This window comes from Oceanispirochaeta sp. (assembly GCF_027859075.1).
Lineage (GTDB): Bacteria > Spirochaetota > Spirochaetia > DSM-2461 > DSM-2461 > Oceanispirochaeta.
Genome location: NZ_JAQIBL010000195.1, coordinates 1 through 19,833, shown reverse-complemented (window position 1 = coordinate 19,833; position 19,833 = coordinate 1). Strand labels below are relative to the sequence as shown.

Sequence of the window (19,833 nt, the reverse complement as noted above, 5' to 3'; positions counted from 1 at the left end):
CTGGAATTGGAAACGACTTCACCAGGCAGAGCGGGAAATACAATCATTTCAATGGCATCCTGCTGTTCCTGAGGGAGAGTCGTGATCATGCCGGATGTTCTCCAACCTGCATCAATCAGGTAGACGGATTTCTGCTGATAAAATTCCTGATCGGCTTCTGTGTTGGACATCTGGTTGACACCTGGTGAAAAAACATCCTTCTGAACCATATCATTAACAAACGCTAAAGATTTAACAAAGGGAGCATCTGTAAAACTGGCATCTCCAACCATCGCCTTATTAAACCATTCCTTACCACCCATGCGGTCAACAAAAGCACTGAGAAGCCATGAGTTGACGACCCACTGGTCCTTGTTACCCATGGATACGGGATAGTATCCTGCATCACGGATTGTCTTCACCTGAGCTAGAAGTTCATTATATGTTTTGGGAATTGTCAATCCAAGTTTTTTCAGGAGAGCCGTATTGACATACATGGCATGACAAACAGCCATGGAAGGTGCAATGGTGTAGATTTCGCCCTTGCTTCCCTGAGCCTCCCAGGTGGCTGAACTGAACTGACTCTTGAAATCATCTGTCAGATATTCATTCAAGTCCATTGCATTTCCGGTTTCCGTGACATAAGCCGTTCTTTTACCAATGTATGTTGTAAAGACATCTGGAAGTTCTCGGGAGGCAACCATAGCCTGGAATTTCTGGTGGAATGCTTCACCTGTCGCATATTCATGCTGAAAAGTGATGTCCGGACGACTGGCCTCAAAAGCAGCCTGCATTTCGACATATCCCATTTGCTGGGGATTTGCAGGATCAATCTGCAGATAAGTTGACAGAACAACGCCTTTCTCTGCTGCTTCCTGTGTACCCGTAGCAAACAAAGAAGTTCCGAGGAACAACATAAAAGCTGTTGTCAAAAGCACAGCTTTCCTAAGTGTTTTGATCATTTTAGACCTCCATAATTTGAGAATGAATCCTTCCAGCCGTTCCGACAAAAACAGGCAATCTTTAATTCATTCATTGAATTTAATAATTGCAAGAGATTCGTTTTTTGTCAATGAAGAAATAAATTTTATGGCTATGGGACTAGATACAGACTCAACGCCAAGATCCTGACCAATAAAACCTGATCAGAATCTTCAGCAAGGAATGATTTATTTTTCTCTCTTCAGCTCCGCCAGCAGTTCTTTCAGGTTGACCGTACAATAAGTTGATGAGTAATCCGAAACGGCATAAGGCAGGATGAGATCCTCATTATGAATAATGGAACCGCAGGAGTATACAACATTGGGAACAGAACCCTCCCGTTCCACTTCATTGGCAGCCAACAGGGGGGAGTCAAGCCGTCCAATCTCAATCTCAGGATTTTCCAGATCAAGAAGCAAAGCTCCCAGGACGTACTCTCTCATGGGACCCACACCGTGGGTAATGACAAGCCATCCATCCTCGGTTTCCAGGGGAGACCCGCAGTTCCCGACCTGGATAAACTCCCAGGTATACCGGGGAGACTGGACCATCTTGGCTTCATTCCAGATGTTGATATTATCAGAAAAAGAGATATAGTTGTTCCTTCCGTCCATCCGGCAGAGCATGGCATATTGTCCTCTGATTTTGCGGGGAAAGAGAGCCATTCCTTTGTTTTTAGCAATATTCCCGTGGAGTGGATGGACCTTGAAATGATAAAAATCCTTGGTCTCAATCAGCTTGGGCATGGTGGATATCCCGTCATAGGCGGTATAGGTCCCGTAATATTGTGTCTGGTTCTCCTCGGTAAACCTGACAAACCGGGCATCTTCAATCCCCCGCCTTTCAGTTGAAGAGATGGGAAAGATAACCCGTTCGCACAGGGATGAGTCGAGGGTAAATTCAATTTCATAATGGGAAGAGGCCAGCCACATGATCTGATTGAAAAATGCTTTTTCATCCATGGAGGAACCATGCTTATCGGGAGCATTCCTGATGCATGTTTCCAGTTCACCATAGGTAAAATCATCACCTAAACTGGAAAGCACGACTGATGGAGTCGGACCACTGCTATATTCCTGCAATTCATTAAGATCCATAAGGAACTGCTCTTTGTGGTACACATGGCGCTTAATCCTATCTGCCTCAGCCAACATGGTCCCCACAGGATCCATTGTAAAATGTCCATCCTTGTTCAGAATCCCTGATCTGAAAACAATGGAAGAAAGATGCCCCTCTCCTGTTGCCCGGAAGCTGAGAATTACCCTTTTTTCTCCTGGAACAAGTCCCATCTGATCAGGGGACTCCACGATGGAAGGGTTAAAAAAGGCGGCGGCCTCAATGGAGTATTCCATCGTAAAATAGGCTCCGATTAAATTCCGGCGATGCAAATCAATCGAATCGATATCAATTTCCATTTGTGTGAAAAGGTCTGCCAATAATTTATAATGCTTCTCAAAAACCTGTGAAATGTTCCGGTGTCTTTTCGAGTATCTTCGAAGAACCTGGTTCAGCTTGTCCTTCACTTCCTCATCACTGAGTTCCAGGACGCTTCTGATAATAATGGCACTACGCTCATCACCGGTATAGAGGTATCGGGCTATAACCCGAGAGAAATCGGGATTGAATGTAATATCCCGCCTTTTCACATTCACCTGCATAATCGACCTCATATAATTTGGGTTGCTTCATTAATTATATTTGTATTCTAATTCAATTCAGTCTTTCCCGCCTCATAAATTTTGAAAAAGATAATCAGCCCAGGCTGAATAGAAAAGGTTTAACGAATGATTTAATAAATATACCTTGTTCGAGAAAATAGAATGAACAATAATTCAGTAAAAGAGGAGATATATGAACATTGATTCCAAGGACGGGGACAGGATTGCCCTCATCGTTGCCCATCCGGATGATGAGACACTCTGGGCGGGAGGATCAATTCTGAGGAGTAATTTTCAAGAGTGTTTTATCCTGAGCCTCTGCAGGAAATCCGATACAGACCGTTCTCCCAAATTCTATCAGGCTCTGAAAGAATTAGGAGCCAGAGGAAAAATGGCGGACCTGGATGACGAACCCGATCAAAAGACACTGGAAGAGGGTCTTATGGGGAGCACTATCATGAATATCCTTCCGCAACTGACCTATGCTCTCATTTACACACACAGCCCTGTTGGAGAATACACCAGACATAAAAGGCATGAAGAGGCGGGCCGGGCCGTTTTGGCTCTTTGGGTCTCTGGACAGCTGAAGGCCCGTGAAATAAGACTATTCGCCTATGAAGACGAACAAAAGTCCACCCTGCCCCATGCCATATCATCCGCCCCTATCCAGCAAGTCCTCAGTGAAGAAATATGGCAGAAGAAATACAGCATCATCACTGAGACATATGGATTTGATAAGGACGGTTTTGAAGCCAGAACGACCCCGCGGATAGAGGCCTTCTGGCAAGTGACTACTCAAGAACAAGCTGCAGAATGGCTTAAAAAAGGATGAAGTAAAAATATGAAAGTACTGATCTTGTATGATTATCCTCCCTCACCCGGAGGTCTGGCCACTCAAGGAGACATGCTGTACCGGGGCCTTAAGAAAATGGGTGTGGATGTTTATGCGGTGAACTCCAAATCCACCCTGGAAAAGGAATGGTATTACAACTGGTTCAAGCCCGATGTTGTCACCGGTGTGGGATACTGGGGCTATGCCCCCGATATAATACTTCATCCTCAGAAATTCGGCGCCACTGCCGTCCCCTGGCTTGTAGCCGATGGCTATATCGCCAATTATCAGGATGTTCTGAACAAGCTGCCTCTCATCCTTGTTACCTCACAGTGGGTCAAGGATATGTATGTAAGAGATGGAATCTCCGGAGATAACATAGAAGTTCTGCCTGTAGGATGTGAAACAGAAATATTCCATCCCATTTCCCAGGATGACCCCAAAGTCAAATCCATAAGGAAAAACCTGGGAATTTCAGACAATCAGTTGATGATGCTGACCATCGGGGGGGATGCGGCATCCAAAGGGGCACAGGAAGTGATGCATGCCCTGGCCGGACTCCAGGGGAAAATTCCAGACTGGCGTTATGTCTGTAAGGTCTGGCCCCAGGACAGAACAACGGCACAGAACACTATGGACGAAAAGCTTGCCAAAGAACTTGGAATCGAAAAGCAAATGGACTTTCAAACAAGCATTATCTCCCGGAATTTTGTCCCCTACCTGATATCGGCCTGTGATATCTATGCAGCCCCGGCCCGGCTGGAGGGATTTGGTATGCCTCAGGTAGAAGCGGGGGCCTGCGGCAAACCTGTTATAAGTATCAACGCCATGGGGCCGAAAGATACAATGATTCATGGAGAAACGGCCCTGCTGGCCGGAGTCGCTCAGCAGATTGTCCTTCATGAGACCATCCTGGGCAGTGAGTCAGGCTATCCGGAAAACACGAAGATTAAGTTTGATCCGCCCCGGATTGTTGACTACAGGGCCAGTATCCCCGACTTAAAAGACTCTCTACTCCAGCTGATGAATGACAAAGCCCTGCGGGAACGTCTGGGAAAGGCGGCGAGAGAACATGTTGTCACAAACTTTGATTATATGGTTGTGGCCCAAAAATTTATGCAGATAGTACAGAAAAAGCTGGATCTGAAATGAATACAGACCAATGGCATCTTATTGAAGAAGCGGAAAAAATGGCTCTCCAGGTTCTGAAACATAATGCAAAGGGCCCTTTTGATAAACTCCCCCGGACCGCAGGCTGGGGTTACCCGGAACCCTACACAAGAGATCTGATGATTGCTCTGCCTGGATTTGTCCTTTCCGGAGATCCTGAGCTTATGGAGCAGATGCGAAGAGTTCTCACGACCCTGGCATCCAATCAGTCCCCCCATGGTCAGAGTCCTTCCCTGGTTCATGACCCGGAAAACCGGGGATCAAGCGATACGACGCCCCTCTTTCTTATAGGCCTGGCAATATTTAGAATTGCAACCGGTGAGGAGCAGTTCCTGGAAGATGCCGCCCAAAAGGCTCTAACCTGGATGAGCTACCAGAGCCCGACAGACAGGAACTTTATCGGCCAGCTGCCCACCACAGACTGGCGGGATGAACAGTGGGTCATCGGTTATGGCCTATTTGTGAACACCCTGGCTTATGCTTACCTTCAGTTTTTCGGCCTCACCGAAAAGGCAGAAGCATTGGCCTCATCTTTCAGCCGATTCGCCATAACAAAAGACAAGAAGCACAACCATGTACACAACAGGCTTAGTCAGTTGAGCAAGCCTTATTACGCCTTTTGGATCTTCAAGATCTACAGCAGTGAACGCTTTGATCTGCTTGGCAACAGCCTGGCCATCCTGACAGGAATGGCTCCCTTGAAAAGATCAAAAGAAATTATTTCATGGATAAACGAAGAGTGCAAAGCCATGATCAAGCAGGGAGATCTGGCAGTCGACATAGCACCCAATTTCTTCCCCTATATGAATAGGGACGATCCGGACTGGCTGGATCGCTATGAAGAGTTCAATAGACCCGGAGAATACCATAATGGAGGGATTTGGCCCTATATCAGCGGGTTCTATATATCTGCAATTGTAGCCGCCGAAGAGTATCAACTGGCGGAAGAAAAGCTGCTGGTTCTGACAGAACAGGTCAGAAAGACAACTGATAAAAATCTTTCCTTTGGTTTCAATGAATGGATAAAAGCACAGGATGGAACCCCCCGGGGGCAGGACTGGCAAACCTGGTCTGCGGCCATGTATCTGTATGCGGCCCGCTGCGTGCGGGAAAGGAATACTCCATACTTTGACCGTATCCGTTCAACATCCGTTTAAGAGCAGAAGTTTTTCTTATTGCTTTTAAAAAGCTGTTCATAATTTCTTAAATTCAAATCATGAACCTGCTGATCCGCCGGAGCTGCCCATACCGGCAAGAACCAGTCTCCGACACTGTTCACTGCAGTCCTAAATATGAGCTGTGGCTTTTTTAGGCTTGGCCCAGTCAAGAACCAGTTTCCGTCCCAGGAAGTCAACGCCCTCCAGTGATTTTATGGCCAGCTCTGCATCTTCGACCAGTTCAAACCTGACAAAAGCAATGCCTTTGTTCTCAACAAGATTGACTTCGCTTACGGCTCCGAATTGCTCCAGCATTTCATGGAGATCATCCCTGGTAATATCGTAGCTTAAGTTTCCCAGGTATACTTCTTCAACAATTGTATCATTCATCCAACAACCCCCTTTCCTGAGCAAACTCATATTCGTCAGGATAGTTACTCAATTCTGCAATACCTATTGAATGAAGTCGTATTGTATCCAGAGGATTGTCCTCTTTAAGATAAATACGTTCTTCCGTAGCGATGTCTCTGTCATCGTAGACATCCACCAGCTCATCGTCTTGAGTCAGGAACCATAATTCTTTTTTCATAAGAACCTCAGTATGCTTTGCAGAAGGACTCTCTGAGTGGATTATTAGAGGAACTCCCCGAAAATCCACAAACTGAAACCAACTCCAAAAGACAAAGCAAATAAAGGAAGATGATAACAGACGTTGTTAGCCTATAGGGTCCTTAGTCTGTCATTAAAGGCCATCGACAATGACACAGTAACTGTATATATAAATGGGTCAAATCCCGGCGGTTGTCAATATTTATTTTCAAAAAAAATCAGGGCGGGATTCCCGGCTTCTGATGGAATCATAAATTAGAAGGAACAAGATCAAATTCCATCCAGGATTCTGCTATACAGCATTGTTGTTTTAAGCTGTTTCAATGCAGGCATTTATAGTACTATGAAGAAAGGCTTTCATAAAGGAACTCAAATGATATCTATTTTTCTCAGTATTCTACCGGTTCTTCTGTTTTTCGCTCTTGGAACCCTGCTTAAAAATAAAAATTTCCTGAAAGAAGGAAGCAGCAGCGATATTAAAAAAATTGTCTCGAACCTGGCCCTTCCGGCGCTCCTGTTTCAGGCCTTTGCCTCGTTGAATCTGGAAGTCCGTTTCCTTCTGCTCGTCCTTCTCATCTTTTTGATCTGTGCTTTGATGATTTTTATTGGAAAGGTTACTGCCCGAATACTGAAGATCAAGACACCCTACTGGTCCCTTATGATGGGTGGTTTTGAAATGGGGATGCTGGGATATGCCCTGTTCCTCTCCATTTACGGGCATGAGCATCTAGCAAAGTTTGCTCTCATGGACCTGGGACAGGTTCTCTTTGTGTTCTTCATACTGATGGCACTATTGATCAGAGAAAAGGAAGGACACAGCTCTGCACGAGTCCTTCTCCTTTCCTTCATAAAATCCCCTGTGATCCTGGCAATATTTGCCGGACTGCTTACCGGTACCGTTAAAACAATGATTAATCCCAATGCACTGACCAGAGCCCTGGGAGAATTCCTCGTACTGGCTGGGAATCTGACAGTGCCCCTGATCTCTCTGATGATAGGCTATGAGTTGAGTTTCAAGAGGAAAGGAATGGTTCTGGCTCTTAAAACGGTCCTGATTCGCAAAACCTTCCTCATCATCCTGGCTCTGCTGGTAAATCGTTTTATTATCAGGGAATATATGGGTCTGGACCGGATCTATGAAATGGCTCTTCTCACCATGTTCCTCCTCCCCCCTCCCTTTGTGATCTCTATCTATATGAAACAGGAGGACAGGGAAAACCTGGACTACGTGAACAACACTCTTTCCCTGAGTACAGTCATTTCAGTCACAATTCTTATTATTATGACTGTTCTCTATTAATCGGTTCGATCCTGGCTGGTGTAATGAATTATAAAGAACTGGATATTAAAACTCTTAGAAGAACCTATTCTTTGTATTGTCGTGCAAATCATTTGGACCCGTCCAAGTTTCTATGTCAAACCTGTACTGCAGATCTGAATTATTCGAATCAAAAAACTCTCAAATGTCCATTCAAAAAATACGGCAGAACCTGCTCCAGTTGCAAGGTTCATTGCTATGATAAGGATCATAGGGACAGGATTAGAACAGTAATGCGTTTTACCGGCCCCAGACTGATCCTGCATAATCCTGTTCTGGCTGGAAGGCATTTATTTTTGACCTTAAAGTTCCGGAAGAAGAGGCTGTAATTCTCCTGTTGCATAACCCAGAATAACCTCTTTGCTGGCAGCCTTACCATCCAGATCACAGACAAAGCGACCTTCTGACAAGACGAGGATTCTGTCACACATCCCCAGAATTTCTTCAATATCCGACGAAATAAAGAGGATACCCGCCCCCTTACTGATCAGATCGTTCATAGAATTGTAAAGATCCACCCGTGACGGAATATCCAGAGACCGGGTCGGTTCATCAAGAATGAAGACACGGGAACGTTTCATGATCCATTTGGCAAAGACAACTTTCTGCTGGTTCCCCAGACTGTACTCGCTCATGTTCTTCTTGAATCCGAAAGACTCCACATTGAATTTGCGAATATAATCCAGAACCACCTGATTTAAAAATGTAGTATTCAGAGAGACAAAGCGGGAAAAACGTTTGAGAGAACTGAGGGAAACATTCTCGGAGATATCCAGACAACTCACAAGAGAATCGCTGATCCGGTCTTCCGGTACCAGAGCAATTCCCTGTTGAATAGCATCAAACGGATTGTCAATCTGCACTCCCTTTCCATTCACCTCAATGGCTCCGATATCTATCTTGTGGACTCCAAACAAACAATGAGCAAGGTAACTTCTTCCGGATCCTGCCAGGCCGGTGATGCCTATAATTTCTCCCCTGTGGAGAGAAAAGTTAATATCTTTCAGGATAGGTTCTGCCCATAGATGTTTGACCTTCAACAGCTCCCGGCCCAACTTGACCTTCATGCGGGGGTAGCGGTTTTTATGAACTGCACCGGACATCAGATGGATAATATCCTCATCCCCATGGATTGCCAAATCAAGCGTTCCCGCCAGCAGTCCTTTATTCAAGACACTGACCCGGTCACCGAACAGACGTATTTCATTCAGATTATGAGAGATATACAAGATCCCCGCAGCTCGCTCTTTCAGGCGATTTATTATTGTATGAAGGATAATCTGATCATGATCTGTCAGAGATGCCGACGGTTCATCCAGAATGACGATCCGGGAATCAGAAACATAGGCCCTGCAAAAGCCGAGAATCTGTCTCTGCGCCAGTCCCAGCTGATGCACCTGGTCATGGATATTAAAAGGAAGGTCCAGCTCTTTCACAAGATCAAAACACATTTTATTCAATAGATTGTGGTCAATGATCTTTAAAAAGGAATTTTTGTAGGGCATCCTGTAATAAAAAATATTTTCAGCCACGCTCAGGCTCTGCAGGATATTAGCATTCTGCTGAATGTAGATAATTGAATGATTTTGTCCATCCGTGAGATTTTTGAGAAAAACCTCTTCTCCCAGAATTTCCATTCTTCCCGAGTCCGGCTGTAGAAGACCGCTGATGATATGCATGAGGCAGCTCTTCCCCGATCCGTTCTCCCCCATGACAACATGAACTTCTCCCGGTTTCAGTTCAAGACTAATCTTGTTCAGGTAAAAATCATCTGGGAGATGTTTCTCAATCTGAATGAGTTTCAGGAGCGGGGTATCAGACATGACCTTCATATACCTGGAGAGAAGTAAAAAGCTGTATATCCTGACCAAAGATCAGATTTTTATATTCATCGTCAATCCCTGAATTTGTAACTATTTTTTCTGCCAGAGTCAGGGCACCCACGGGATAGAATGCGGTTTTGCCGAAGCAGTCTGCCGAACACAGGCAGATAGTCTCGGAAGCAATCTTCAGGGATTCCTGTATGAGATTGGCTTTCTCAATGCTGGAGACGGTAAATCCGGAGTTCTGATTCAGGCCTTCTACTTCAAAAAAGGTCTTATTTACGAAGAAATAACGAATGCTGTTGATGGTATAGTTTCCATAAACACCCCGGGATTGATGCTCCAGGTCTCCTCCCAGAAGGATCGTTTTGATCGCCGAATGGGCCGTCAGTTCCAGAGCAATAAGCAGATCATTGGTGAGAACTGTCAAATTTTTTTTATCACCCAGATTCCGGGCCAGCTGCAGGGAAGTCAGTCCCTGAGTAATCATAATGACATCATTATCATCGACAAGACGGCTGGCAATCTGTCCGATCTCCTGACGATCTTCATCAAAGGGATCTGGTTCAATCAGGTAAGGAGATTCTTCAATTTCATTGAGGATGGCACCGCCATGCATTCTTTTCAGAAAGCCTTCGGTTTCAAGCTTCTCCAGATCCCTCCGGATAGTGACTTCTGTGACATCCAGAATCTCGCTGAGTACGGCAACTTCTGCTTTCTTATTTTCCAGGAGGTATTTCTTAATAATCCTGGTTCGTTCCACTGCAAACATTTCGTCTCCATAATAGCGGATAATCACTGTTCTGAATAGAAAACCCCTGAACTTGTCAATTCACTGGTTCAGGGGTTAGGGAGTCAGGTCTTTACTCTTTTTTATGAAAACAATTACTTTGACTTTGATTTGGAATAAACATCAAAAGCAACGGCAAAGAGAAGAACAAGCCCCTTGATAGACTGCTGCCAGTCAATGCTGATCCCCATAATGGACATACCGTTATTGAGAACTCCCATGATCAGACCACCGATGATGGCACCGATGATTGTTCCAACACCACCCGTTGCAGAGGCTCCCCCGATGAAGCAGGATGCGATGGCATCCAGTTCAAAAAGAGTCCCCGCTTTGGGAGTAGCCGCATTCAAACGTCCTGCAAAAATGATGCCCGCCAGAGCCGCCAGAACGCTCATATTGACATAAACACCAAAGAGAACCCTGTTGGTTTTCACACCTGAGAGCTTAGCTGCTTTTTCGTTGCCTCCAAAGGCATAGATGTGCCGTCCCACAATGGTTTTATTGGTCATAAAAGTATACGCCATAACCAGGACCGTCAGGAGAACAAGGACATTGGGAATTCCCCTATACCGTGCCAGCCAGTAGGTGAAAGTATTGATAACCACCATCATAAGACCGACTTTCAGGGCAAATACAGGGATAGATGAGACGACAAAATCATACTTCTGTTTACTCCTTCTGTCACGAAGCACGGAAATCAGATAAACAATGGCACAGACAACTCCAATAACAAGTGTTGTAATGTGAAGTCCTTCGCCTCCTCCTCTCAGAACATCGGGGATAAATCCGGAGGCAATCTTCTGATAAGAGACCGGAAAGGGAGCCAGGGTTTGTCCCTTCAGGGTGATCATTGTAAAGCCCCGGAATACAAGCATCCCCGAGAGAGTCACGATAAACGCCGGTATTCTCACATAGGCGATCCAATAGCCCTGCCAGGCACCAGCTAAGGCTCCTATGATCAGAGACAGAATGAGCGCGGGGAAGACGGGCATGTGAAATGTCACAATAAATGTGGCAGAGACAGCCCCAACAAAGGCCGCTACGGAACCAACGGAAAGGTCGATATTTCCACCTGTGAGGATACAAAGCAGCATCCCGATGGCCAATACCAGGATATAGCTGTTCTGAAGAACCAGGTTGGTCACATTCAGAGGTTTCAGCAGAATCCCGCCAGTTGTAACCTGGAACAGGATCATAATCGCAACAAGTGCGATGATCATAGCGTACTGACGCATATGAGATTTGAAAGTATGGAGGATTTTTTCCATTACACGCTCTCCCTTTTATTCTGCATAATACATTTCATGATACTTTCAGGAGTGGCTTCATCTTTTGCCAGTTCTCCCACGATATTTCCTTCGTTCATGACATAGATCCTGTCGCACATTCCCAGGACTTCCGGCAATTCTGATGAAATCATAATAATAGATTTTCCCTGAGCCGCCAGCTGATTGATAATGGGGTATATTTCATATTTAGCACCCACATCAATTCCCCGGGTCGGTTCATCCAGGATGAGAATATCCGGTTCAGAAAAGATCCATTTGCTGAGAACGACCTTCTGCTGGTTTCCTCCTGAAAGGTTTCCCGTTTTCTGAAGGATACTGGAGGACTTGATGTTCAGTTTCTCTCTGTACTTTTCTCCAATACGGATTTCCATATTATCATTCACCACCATATTTTTACTGATTTTATTCAGGCTGGTGAGAGTAATATTACGTTTGATATCGTCAATAAGGATCAAACCGGCCGTTTTCCGGTCTTCAGTCACATAGGCAAGGCCGTTCTTTATGGCATCACTGACAGATTTCAGATGTATTTCCTTTCCATCCTTGTATGTCTGCCCGGTAATATGCCGGCCATAACTCTTCCCGAAAAGACTCATTGCCAGCTCTGTTCGGCCTGCACCCATCAATCCCGCAATGCCGACGACTTCTCCCTTCCGAACATTGATAGACACGTTATTGATAACCTTCCTATCCTCATTCATGGGGTCAAAGACATTCCAGTTTGCCACTTCGAACATGACATCCCCCACATGGGGCTCACGCCGTGGAAAGCGGTCTGTTAATTCCCGGCCTACCATGCCCTTGATGATCCGGTCTTCTGTGATATCATCAGATCCCTTTTTCAGGGTTTCGATGGTGGCTCCATCCCTGATGACCGTGATTTCATCGGCCACCCGGGTCACTTCGTTCAGTTTATGAGAGATAATAATGGAAGCTATGCCGTGTTCTTTCAGATCAAGGAGGAGATTCAGGAGGTTATCTGAGTCTTCCTCATTCAAAGCAGCCGTGGGTTCATCCAGGATTAAGAGTTTGACATCTTTCGCCAGTGCTTTGACTATTTCAATCAGCTGCTGTTTTCCTACCCCGATATCTTTGATTTTGGTATCAGGATGATCATGCAACCGTACTTTTTTTAAAAGTTCAATCGTTCTTGTCCTGGTCAGATCCCAGTCAATCACACCCATGGCGGACTGCTGTTCATTCCCCAGAAACACATTTTCAGCGATGGAGAGGTAGGGAATCAGGGCTAATTCCTGATGTATGATAACAATTCCCTTTTTCTCGCTTTCTTTGATTTCCTTAAACTGACAGACATCTCCCTTGTAGATGATGTCTCCTGAATATGTTCCCGCAGGGTACACACCGCTCAATACATTCATAAGTGTGGATTTTCCTGCACCATTTTCACCAACAAGGGCATGGATCTGACATTCCTTTACCTTGAGGTTTACATTATCCAGTGCTTTCACTCCCGGAAACAGCTTTGTAATGTCTCTCATTTCCAGAATTGTATCTGACATTTCCGGCTCCTTAGCTATTTAAACAGGCGGCAGAGACCGTCTCTGCCGCCTTTATCATTATAATTCTAGTAAACAAAGACTTTCTGTTGCCCCGATTTATACCAGGACAACAGGCATATTATATCAGAGTTTTTACTTCAGCTGGTCAGCTGTATAATATCCTGATCCAAGCAGTACTTCTTCATAGTTTGTAATGTCTACTGAAACAGGTTCCAAGAGGTATGAGGGAACAATCTTCACACCATTATCATAAGTCTTTGTGTCATTGATTTCGGGTGTTCCACCATTAAGGATGGCTTCAACCATACCAACGGCAACACGGGCCAATTCTCTTGTATCTTTGAATACAGTATGAGTCTGCTCACCTGCAATGATGGACTTCATGGAAGGAACTTCTGCATCCTGTCCAGTGATTACTGGCAGGGGCTGTCCAGTAGTTCCATAACCAATATTTTTAACAGAAGAAAGCACACCGATGGAGATTCCGTCGTAGGGAGACAGGATCGCATCAATTTTTTCACCATCAGCATAGAATGCTGTCAGCAGGTTGTCCATTCTGGACTGGGCAGTAGCTCCATCCCATCTTAGAGTGGCAACCTTATCCATTCCAGTCTGACCAGACCGCACTACCAGAACACCTTTGTCGATGTAGGGCTGAAGAACACTCATGGCTCCGTCATAAAAGAAGTAGGCGTTGTTATCATCTGGAGATCCGCCGAAAAGCTCTATGTTGAAAGGACCTTTTGCTCCACTTTCAAGCTTAAGAGCCTTGATAATGTAGGACCCCTGCTGAACGCCAACTTTGAAGTTGTCAAATGTAGCATAATAAGTAACATTTCCGGAATTCCGGATCAGGCGGTCGTAAGCAATAACCTGAATACCGGCATCCGCTGCTTTCTGAAGAACATTGGTAATGGCTTCGCCGTCAATTGAGGCAATAACCATGACATCAACACCCTTGGTAATCATGTTTTCAAGCTGAGAAACCTGATTTTCTACAATGTCCTCAGCATACTGGAGGTCAACTTTGTAACCAAGTTCTTCCAACTGGGCTTTCATATTTCCACCGTCCTGGATCCATCGCTGGGAAGACTGGGTGGGCATGGCTACACCAATGTAACCTTGTGAGTCAGAAGATTCTTCCTGACCATTTGCAACAGCAAGAGTTGTTGCAAAAAGAACCAACAAAATCAGGGTAATTGTTTTTTTAAACATAATACCGCTCCTTTAGTTTTTTGCGTTAACGTTAACGCATTTAATTACAACCAGACACCGGACCTTTCAATGTTCGTTTGTGTTCACTTGTGTTTGATTGTTTATGCAGAATAATCCTGTTTTTCCGATCTGTCAAATGTTATTTTCTCTATAAAATCAGTAAAATCTGCCTAATTAAGGGTTTTGGGTAAAAATCATGGGATATATATTAGTTTTTTACAAATGATTAAACGAGATCAGTCAATTTCGTTTGTGTTCTTTTATTTATTCTGGTTTTAATTCCCCGCTGTCATGACACGCAAAAAGGCTGCCTTCTGAGGGACAGCCTTCAAATTGAACCTGTGAATTTTCCTGAAAATCAGATCTCCCGGATGTCTACAATCCTTTCTGTGTAGGGTTGAATAGACTTAACCAGCTCTTCTTCGGTTATATTCTGAACCTTGATGATGGCATAGCGGTTGGTAGCATTTTCGCCCAGCATATTTCCGAAGGAGACAATATCACCCCCGGCATCGGCGATGGCCTTGGAAATGGCTGCCAGTTCACCCCTCTTTTCCGGCATAAGAACAGTGAGGCGGATTCCCTTTTCCCGGGCACCGAAGAGTTCTACAAAGACACGAAACAGGTCAGATTCTGTTATGATACCAACCAGAATGCCTTTGTCGATGATGGGCAGCCCCCCGATATTGTTATCCGCCATAATCCGGGCCGCATCTTCCAGGGGAGTATCCGGACCGATGGTGATGACATCTTTGGTCATCACAGAATGCACTTCCAGACGGGCCATTAAACTACTGATTTCATAAACATCCAGAGAGGTAGCCAGAGAGGGAGAAGCATAAAGGATATCGTTTTCAGTGATGATCCCTTGAAGGTGATCATACTTATCAACCACCGGCAGCCGGTGTATCTTTTCCTTTTTCATCTTTTCGCGGGCTTCCGAAACAGGGGTGTGGAGAGAGATGGAAATGGGATTCTTCGTCATTCGATTCAGTACTTGCATTGTTGGCTCCTATGTTCTACCGAGGCTGATTTACAGCCTCGGTGTTCTCCTTGATAAGGCCGAAGGGCCTTGGTGTTTTTACCCTCAGGGCCGAAGGGCCTATACACAAATCAGGCCCTGGTAAGAGGGGTTTCTCAAATTGAATTTTAAGTTGTATTGAGGAGCTTGGCAATTCTTTTTTTAATTCTGACAAATTTGAACCAAGAAAGAGCCTCAGGCTGGCCCGAAATAACATGCTGCTCTTATTTGTTGACAGAAAGAGTCTACATGCAAGAAGATAGAGTGAAAGGCGGTTCATGACACAATGTCTCTGTTAACGGCAGAAAAGGATGCACTACTCTTTCTCAAACATGGGCAGATGATGGCCATTTTATATGGTTGCATCGTCTTGTCCTCATACACCATGGTTGGTTTTCTTTATCCTTCACTGATACTTCCTGTGGTCAATCCTGAAATATTTGAAAAAACTTTTATCGTTTTTATGATTATTTCCTTCCCCCTCAGCCTGTCCCTGTTTTTAATACAAACATCCTTCGGCGCCGCCATCATTCTGATTTTCCGCTGTTACCTGATCATGATACAAGGCTATGGTGTCGGAGGCTTCTATACAATCAAGCTGCTTCTTGGGATCTGTCTCCTTGTTGAAACCGCATTTCTTCAGAAAAGGCCGGTCAATTTCATACTGTCTTTTATATTCATTGCAGGTATTCTGTTTTCCCAGACCTTCAATACCATCTTCGGCCATAATAATCTGTATGGCTCTGAGGTATTTGCATCGTCAGAGATTCTGATGATAATGGGCTTTATATGTACAGTTTTTGCGGTTTGTATCAATTTGATGATACTTCAGTCTGACAAGAAAGAAGAGATGCAGAAAAATCTGCATATGCAGAAAGAGACAATGAAGACTCTGGCCGAATTCAACTCAAATTTACAAAATTACGCCAGAACCATAGATGTGGAATCCTCTGACAGGGAAAGAAATAGAATCAGCAGAGAAATCCACGACATTTCCGGATATATCTTTACAAATCTTATTGCCCTTCTCAATGCTGCCTGCAGTATCCCTCAGGATGATCAGAGTTCCCTCTCGGATATCCTTATCACTGCACAGAAACAGGCAAAGGAGGGGTTAAACGAAACAAGAACGGCCCTGAGAAAAACCAGGGAGCGCCATATCCCCGAGGAAGACGGGGTCAGAGCCATCAATAAAATCATTACAATTTTTCAGAAGGTGACTGGAGTCAAGGTCAATGTAAACTGGGGGAACACACCCCATTCTTTTTCCAGAGAGATCAATTTCACCCTCTACAGAACCATACAGGAAGCCCTGACCAACGCCATCCGTCACGGGCTGGCGACAGAAATTACCATCCACTTCCTCATCGAAAACAAGATTCTTCATATGACCATCATTGACAACGGACTGGGATCTGAGAGTGTTGTGAAGGGAATAGGGCTTTCAGGAATGGAAGAACGAATCGGAAGTCTAAATGGCCAGATTTCAGTCAACACCACATATACCGGAGGGTTCGAGCTGAATGTGAGAATCCCGGTGAACGAAACCCAAAGCCCAGTCTCCCTACCGGCCCGAGGTTCAACTGACCGATCTGATTCAAAAATCGAACAAAAAGCCCTTCGAGCTGATATAATCATGACATGAGCATTCATGTTTTAATCGTCGATGACCAGAATCTCTTTGCCTTGAGCCTGAAGACATTTATCCACAATTACACAGATGATATTCGTGTTGTCGGGATTGCTTCCAACGGCGTGGAAGCCCTGTCCTGCTGGGAACAGTTCAAACCGGAAATCATATTGATGGATGTCCATATGCCTGAGATGAATGGGGTAGAAGCCACAAGAGAACTTCATAAAAAATGCAAAGATGTAAAAATAATTATGCTTTCCACCTTCGATGAAGATGAATATGTCCGGCAGGCACTGTCCTACGGAGCATCAGGATACCTGATGAAAGACCTATCGCCCACAGAACTCATCGCCAGTATCAGGGCTGTCAGCAGCGGTATCACTCAGATTTCACCCAGTCTCATCAGCAATCTCATCCAGAGCCTCCATAGTGATGAAGACAACAATAAAAGCCATCATCTCAAGGAGCAGATGGAATGGGTGGAGAAGCTGTCAAGAAGAGAAAAGGAAATTTTTACACTCATTGCCACGGGTTATGATAACGACCAGATTTCCGAAGAATTATGCATTTCAGAACGAACTGTACGCAATCATGTCAGCATCATTTACTCAAAACTGAACATCAACAACAGATTCCAAATCATACAACTGGCCAATAAAATCCATTACCACATCTGATTTGTGACATTTGTACCGGGTTCTCAAATATTTTGTGATATTTGTCCGTATCGCCCCCTTAACAAAGGATGACAGTATATAGAAATCCAAACACATCTCACAAAGGAGAAAGTAATGAAAAGAGGTTTGATTTTATGTTTGACAGCAGTCTTATTGCTTGTCACATTACAGGGCGTATTCGCCGCAGGATCACAGGAGGGCGCATCTGGAGCCAAAAAATTGACAGTATGGTGCTGGGACCCCAATTTTAACGGATATTCCATGGGAGAGGCTGCCAAGGTATATGAAGCCATGCACCCCGAAGTCACAATAGAGATTGTTGATATTCCCGATAATATTGAAGGTAAAATTGAAGCCGGATTGCAGGCCGGTGGTGCCGGGCTCCCGGACATCGCTCTTTTCCAGGATTTCATCATCGAAAAGTTCATCCAGAACTATGCCGGATCCTTTGTTGATCTGAAAGCAGAAGGTATAGACTTCAATCAGTTTGCCCAGTACAAAGTAGCTCCCATGACCGATCAGGGCAAAATTTATGGTATTCCCTTCGACACAGGATCAACAGGACTTTTCCTGAGAACAGATATGCTGAAAGCTGCCGGTCTGAATCCTGAAGACTACAGAAAAGGGATGACCTGGTCTGAAGTCATCAAACTGGGAGAAACGGTTAAAGCTAAAACCGGAAAAGCCCTCATAGCCTATGACAATACTGTTTTCGACTTTCTCAGAATCATGGTTCAATCCACTGGAACCCAGTTCTTCAATAAAGACGGCAGTGTGAATTACAACACTCCAGCCACCAGAAAATCAATTGCCTATCTTAAAGAAATGAATGACAAAGGAATTCTGTATATGTCAGAAGGCTGGAACAACTGGATTGCCGCCTTTAATAATGATGAGTCTGTCGGTTTGATGAATGCCCTATGGATTATCGGTACACTTAAATCCAAGCCCGAAAATGCAGGTAAATGGATGGTTGCTCCCACACCCCTGGTTGAGGGTGTAAAAGGTGCTCAAAACGCCAGCAACAACGGCGGTTCCTCCTGGTATGTTTTTAAGTCATCAAAGAACAAAGATCTGGCAGTCGATTTCCTCAAGAGTACCTGGGCAGGAACCTCTCCAGAAGCCCTGGGGTTCTATAATGATATCCTGAAAGGTGCCGGTGCCATGGGTACATTCCTTCCCAGCCGCAAGGGTTCCAACTACACAGCCAATGATGAGTTTTTCTACAAGGATCAGGCCGTATACAAAGAATTTTCCTCCTGGATGGAGAAAGTTCCCACTCTCTACTACACAGCAAATTACACATCCATGAGAACTGCCTTGAATAATGCAATGCAGTTGATGTTCTCAGGCAGCATTACGAGTGTTGATGATGTCATCAAGGCGGCAGAAGCAGAGTACAAACAAATTTCCGGAAACTAATCGCTTCCGACAGTGCCTGTTCCCGATTGATAGGGGAACAGGCCGACTGACTTCCTGATTTTAAAAAAGGATTACTCATGAAAAAATCATCAAGCTTCCATCGTTATCTGAATCGAACAGGATGGACCTTCATAGCACCGTCGATACTACTATACCTGGTCTTTATGGTTTATCCGATTACTTCATCCCTCCTGTTGGTGACTCAGAAATGGAGAGGCCTGACAAGCGAATTTGTAGGACTGGGTAATTTTGTCCGGATGGCTCAGGATCAGATTTTTTGGAAGGCCCTGAGTCATAATTTTCTCTTTATGATTGTACAGATTCCTCTCATGGTGTTTTTGGCCATGATTATTGCTGTGATTCTCCATCATGGGATCAGAAGATTTAAAGGCCTTTTCCGCACGGTATATTTTTTGCCCTGCGTGACCTCCCTGGTAGCCTATTCAGTCCTCTTCAGGATTCTGCTGCAAACCAACGGCCTGCTGAATAATTTCCTTCTGACCTCTAAGATTCTCTCAGATCCAATCAGCTGGCTGAACGACCCTTTCTGGGCAAAAGTCACCATCATCCTTGCCCTGACCTGGAGATGGACCGGTTATAATATGGTGTTTTTTCTGGTGGGTCTGCAAAATATCGATAATGAAATATACGAAGCATCTGAGGTGGATGGGGCTTCGAAAATCAGACAGTTTATCTCCATCACCCTTCCCCTCCTCATACCGGTCATCCTCTTTTCTGT

The 19,833-nt window shown here is 44.8% G+C and carries 19 protein-coding genes; 9 read left to right on the top strand and 10 right to left on the bottom strand.

The genetic code is table 11. The annotated features are described in order from the left end of the window. Nucleotides 1-941: ABC transporter substrate-binding protein (locus PF479_RS10910; protein ID WP_298006219.1), on the bottom strand; the 941-nt coding region annotated here is incomplete at its 3' end. Between the two features lie 207 nt (nt 942-1,148). Continuing rightward, nucleotides 1,149-2,618, bottom strand: coding sequence for a glycoside hydrolase family 130 protein (locus PF479_RS10905; protein WP_298006216.1), 1,470 nt, complete (start codon nt 2,616-2,618; stop codon nt 1,149-1,151). 193 nt (nt 2,619-2,811) lie between these two features. On the opposite strand from PF479_RS10905, the gene PF479_RS10900 reads away from it, so the two are divergent. Genes PF479_RS10900 through PF479_RS10890 form a run of 3 tightly spaced genes read left to right on the top strand, consistent with a single transcriptional unit; the run spans nt 2,812 to nt 5,777 of the window. Further along, nucleotides 2,812-3,450 carry a hypothetical protein gene (locus PF479_RS10900; protein WP_298006213.1) on the top strand — a complete coding sequence of 213 codons (639 nt, stop codon included), beginning with the start codon at nt 2,812-2,814 and terminating at the stop codon, nt 3,448-3,450. Between the two features lie 9 nt (nt 3,451-3,459). Then, the gene (locus PF479_RS10895; RefSeq protein ID WP_298006210.1) at nt 3,460-4,602 is read left to right on the top strand and encodes a glycosyltransferase family 4 protein; all 1,143 of its coding nucleotides are present in this window, start codon (nt 3,460-3,462) and stop codon (nt 4,600-4,602) included. Further along, a complete protein-coding gene (locus tag PF479_RS10890; protein ID WP_298006207.1) occupies nt 4,599-5,777 on the top strand; it encodes a glycoside hydrolase 100 family protein in 1,179 nt (392 codons plus the stop codon). The genes PF479_RS10895 and PF479_RS10890 overlap by 4 nt, the downstream gene beginning before the upstream one ends. Nucleotides 5,778-5,906: 129 nt before the next feature. Here PF479_RS10890 and PF479_RS10885 read toward each other — a convergent pair whose 3' ends face one another. Together PF479_RS10885 and PF479_RS10880 are read right to left on the bottom strand one after the other, a co-directional pair. Further along, entirely contained in the window at nt 5,907-6,167 is a 261-nt protein-coding gene (locus PF479_RS10885) for an RNA-binding protein (protein WP_298006204.1), read from the bottom strand. Further along, nucleotides 6,160-6,366, bottom strand: coding sequence for a hypothetical protein (locus PF479_RS10880; RefSeq protein WP_298006202.1), 207 nt, complete (start codon nt 6,364-6,366; stop codon nt 6,160-6,162). The genes PF479_RS10885 and PF479_RS10880 overlap by 8 nt, the downstream gene beginning before the upstream one ends. A gap of 393 nt (nt 6,367-6,759) precedes the next feature. Here PF479_RS10880 and PF479_RS10875 point away from each other — a divergent pair, with 393 nt between their 5' ends. Together PF479_RS10875 and PF479_RS20785 are read left to right on the top strand one after the other, a co-directional pair. Then, the gene (locus PF479_RS10875; RefSeq protein ID WP_298006199.1) at nt 6,760-7,686 is read left to right on the top strand and encodes an AEC family transporter; all 927 of its coding nucleotides are present in this window, start codon (nt 6,760-6,762) and stop codon (nt 7,684-7,686) included. Between the two features lie 23 nt (nt 7,687-7,709). Beyond that, nucleotides 7,710-8,033, top strand: a complete 324-nt coding sequence (locus PF479_RS20785; RefSeq protein ID WP_367277228.1) for a nitrous oxide-stimulated promoter family protein — start codon at nt 7,710-7,712, stop codon at nt 8,031-8,033. Here PF479_RS20785 and PF479_RS10870 read toward each other — a convergent pair. From PF479_RS10870 to PF479_RS10845, 6 genes are all read right to left on the bottom strand, one after another. Continuing rightward, a complete protein-coding gene (locus tag PF479_RS10870) occupies nt 8,007-9,527 on the bottom strand; it encodes a sugar ABC transporter ATP-binding protein (protein ID WP_298006197.1) in 1,521 nt (506 codons plus the stop codon). The genes PF479_RS20785 and PF479_RS10870 overlap by 27 nt on opposite strands. Next, nucleotides 9,520-10,299, bottom strand: a complete 780-nt coding sequence (locus tag PF479_RS10865) for a DeoR/GlpR family DNA-binding transcription regulator (protein WP_298006194.1) — start codon at nt 10,297-10,299, stop codon at nt 9,520-9,522. The genes PF479_RS10870 and PF479_RS10865 overlap by 8 nt, the downstream gene beginning before the upstream one ends. Before the next feature lie 113 nt (nt 10,300-10,412). Continuing rightward, nucleotides 10,413-11,585, bottom strand: coding sequence for a multiple monosaccharide ABC transporter permease (mmsB, locus tag PF479_RS10860; protein ID WP_298006192.1), 1,173 nt, complete (start codon nt 11,583-11,585; stop codon nt 10,413-10,415). Next, on the bottom strand, nt 11,585-13,126 hold the full coding sequence (mmsA, locus tag PF479_RS10855) for a multiple monosaccharide ABC transporter ATP-binding protein (RefSeq protein WP_298006190.1): 1,542 nt from the start codon (nt 13,124-13,126) through the stop codon (nt 11,585-11,587). The genes mmsB and mmsA overlap by 1 nt, the downstream gene beginning before the upstream one ends. A 132-nt stretch (nt 13,127-13,258) precedes the next feature. After that, nucleotides 13,259-14,341: a multiple monosaccharide ABC transporter substrate-binding protein gene (gene chvE / locus PF479_RS10850; protein ID WP_298006188.1), complete on the bottom strand. Its 1,083-nt coding sequence runs from the start codon at nt 14,339-14,341 to the stop codon at nt 13,259-13,261. 358 nt (nt 14,342-14,699) lie between these two features. Continuing rightward, nucleotides 14,700-15,344, bottom strand: a complete 645-nt coding sequence (locus PF479_RS10845; RefSeq protein ID WP_298006186.1) for a CBS domain-containing protein — start codon at nt 15,342-15,344, stop codon at nt 14,700-14,702. 304 nt (nt 15,345-15,648) lie between these two features. Between PF479_RS10845 and PF479_RS10840 the strand changes: the two genes are divergently transcribed. The 4 genes from PF479_RS10840 to PF479_RS10825 form a co-directional block, all read left to right on the top strand. Beyond that, entirely contained in the window at nt 15,649-17,007 is a 1,359-nt protein-coding gene (locus PF479_RS10840; RefSeq protein WP_298006184.1) for a sensor histidine kinase, read from the top strand. Beyond that, complete coding sequence (locus PF479_RS10835) at nt 17,004-17,672, top strand: response regulator transcription factor (protein ID WP_298006181.1); 669 nt, start codon at nt 17,004-17,006, stop codon at nt 17,670-17,672. The genes PF479_RS10840 and PF479_RS10835 overlap by 4 nt, the downstream gene beginning before the upstream one ends. Before the next feature lie 114 nt (nt 17,673-17,786). Next, complete coding sequence (locus PF479_RS10830; protein WP_298006177.1) at nt 17,787-19,094, top strand: extracellular solute-binding protein; 1,308 nt, start codon at nt 17,787-17,789, stop codon at nt 19,092-19,094. 77 nt (nt 19,095-19,171) lie between these two features. Continuing rightward, a partial coding sequence (locus PF479_RS10825) for a carbohydrate ABC transporter permease (RefSeq protein WP_298006174.1) occupies nt 19,172-19,833 on the top strand: 662 nt, incomplete at its 3' end.

Bases quoted from the DNA above. Each gene is read 5' to 3' on its own strand.
- PF479_RS10905 (WP_298006216.1), bottom strand. From the start codon at position 2,618: ATGCAGGTGAATGTGAAAAGGCGGGATATTACATTCAATCCCGATTTC.
- PF479_RS10830 (WP_298006177.1), top strand. From the start codon at position 17,787: ATGAAAAGAGGTTTGATTTTATGTTTGACAGCAGTCTTATTGCTTGTC.
- mmsA (WP_298006190.1), bottom strand. From the start codon at position 13,126: ATGTCAGATACAATTCTGGAAATGAGAGACATTACAAAGCTGTTTCCG.
- PF479_RS10840 (WP_298006184.1), top strand. From the start codon at position 15,649: ATGTCTCTGTTAACGGCAGAAAAGGATGCACTACTCTTTCTCAAACAT.
- PF479_RS10880 (WP_298006202.1), bottom strand. From the start codon at position 6,366: ATGAAAAAAGAATTATGGTTCCTGACTCAAGACGATGAGCTGGTGGAT.
- PF479_RS10885 (WP_298006204.1), bottom strand. From the start codon at position 6,167: ATGAATGATACAATTGTTGAAGAAGTATACCTGGGAAACTTAAGCTAC.
- PF479_RS10900 (WP_298006213.1), top strand. From the start codon at position 2,812: ATGAACATTGATTCCAAGGACGGGGACAGGATTGCCCTCATCGTTGCC.
- PF479_RS10835 (WP_298006181.1), top strand. From the start codon at position 17,004: ATGAGCATTCATGTTTTAATCGTCGATGACCAGAATCTCTTTGCCTTG.
- PF479_RS20785 (WP_367277228.1), top strand. From the start codon at position 7,710: ATGAATTATAAAGAACTGGATATTAAAACTCTTAGAAGAACCTATTCT.
- PF479_RS10890 (WP_298006207.1), top strand. From the start codon at position 4,599: ATGAATACAGACCAATGGCATCTTATTGAAGAAGCGGAAAAAATGGCT.
- chvE (WP_298006188.1), bottom strand. From the start codon at position 14,341: ATGTTTAAAAAAACAATTACCCTGATTTTGTTGGTTCTTTTTGCAACA.
- PF479_RS10865 (WP_298006194.1), bottom strand. From the start codon at position 10,299: ATGTTTGCAGTGGAACGAACCAGGATTATTAAGAAATACCTCCTGGAA.
- PF479_RS10845 (WP_298006186.1), bottom strand. From the start codon at position 15,344: ATGCAAGTACTGAATCGAATGACGAAGAATCCCATTTCCATCTCTCTC.
- PF479_RS10870 (WP_298006197.1), bottom strand. From the start codon at position 9,527: ATGTCTGATACCCCGCTCCTGAAACTCATTCAGATTGAGAAACATCTC.
- PF479_RS10875 (WP_298006199.1), top strand. From the start codon at position 6,760: ATGATATCTATTTTTCTCAGTATTCTACCGGTTCTTCTGTTTTTCGCT.
- mmsB (WP_298006192.1), bottom strand. From the start codon at position 11,585: ATGGAAAAAATCCTCCATACTTTCAAATCTCATATGCGTCAGTACGCT.
- PF479_RS10895 (WP_298006210.1), top strand. From the start codon at position 3,460: ATGAAAGTACTGATCTTGTATGATTATCCTCCCTCACCCGGAGGTCTG.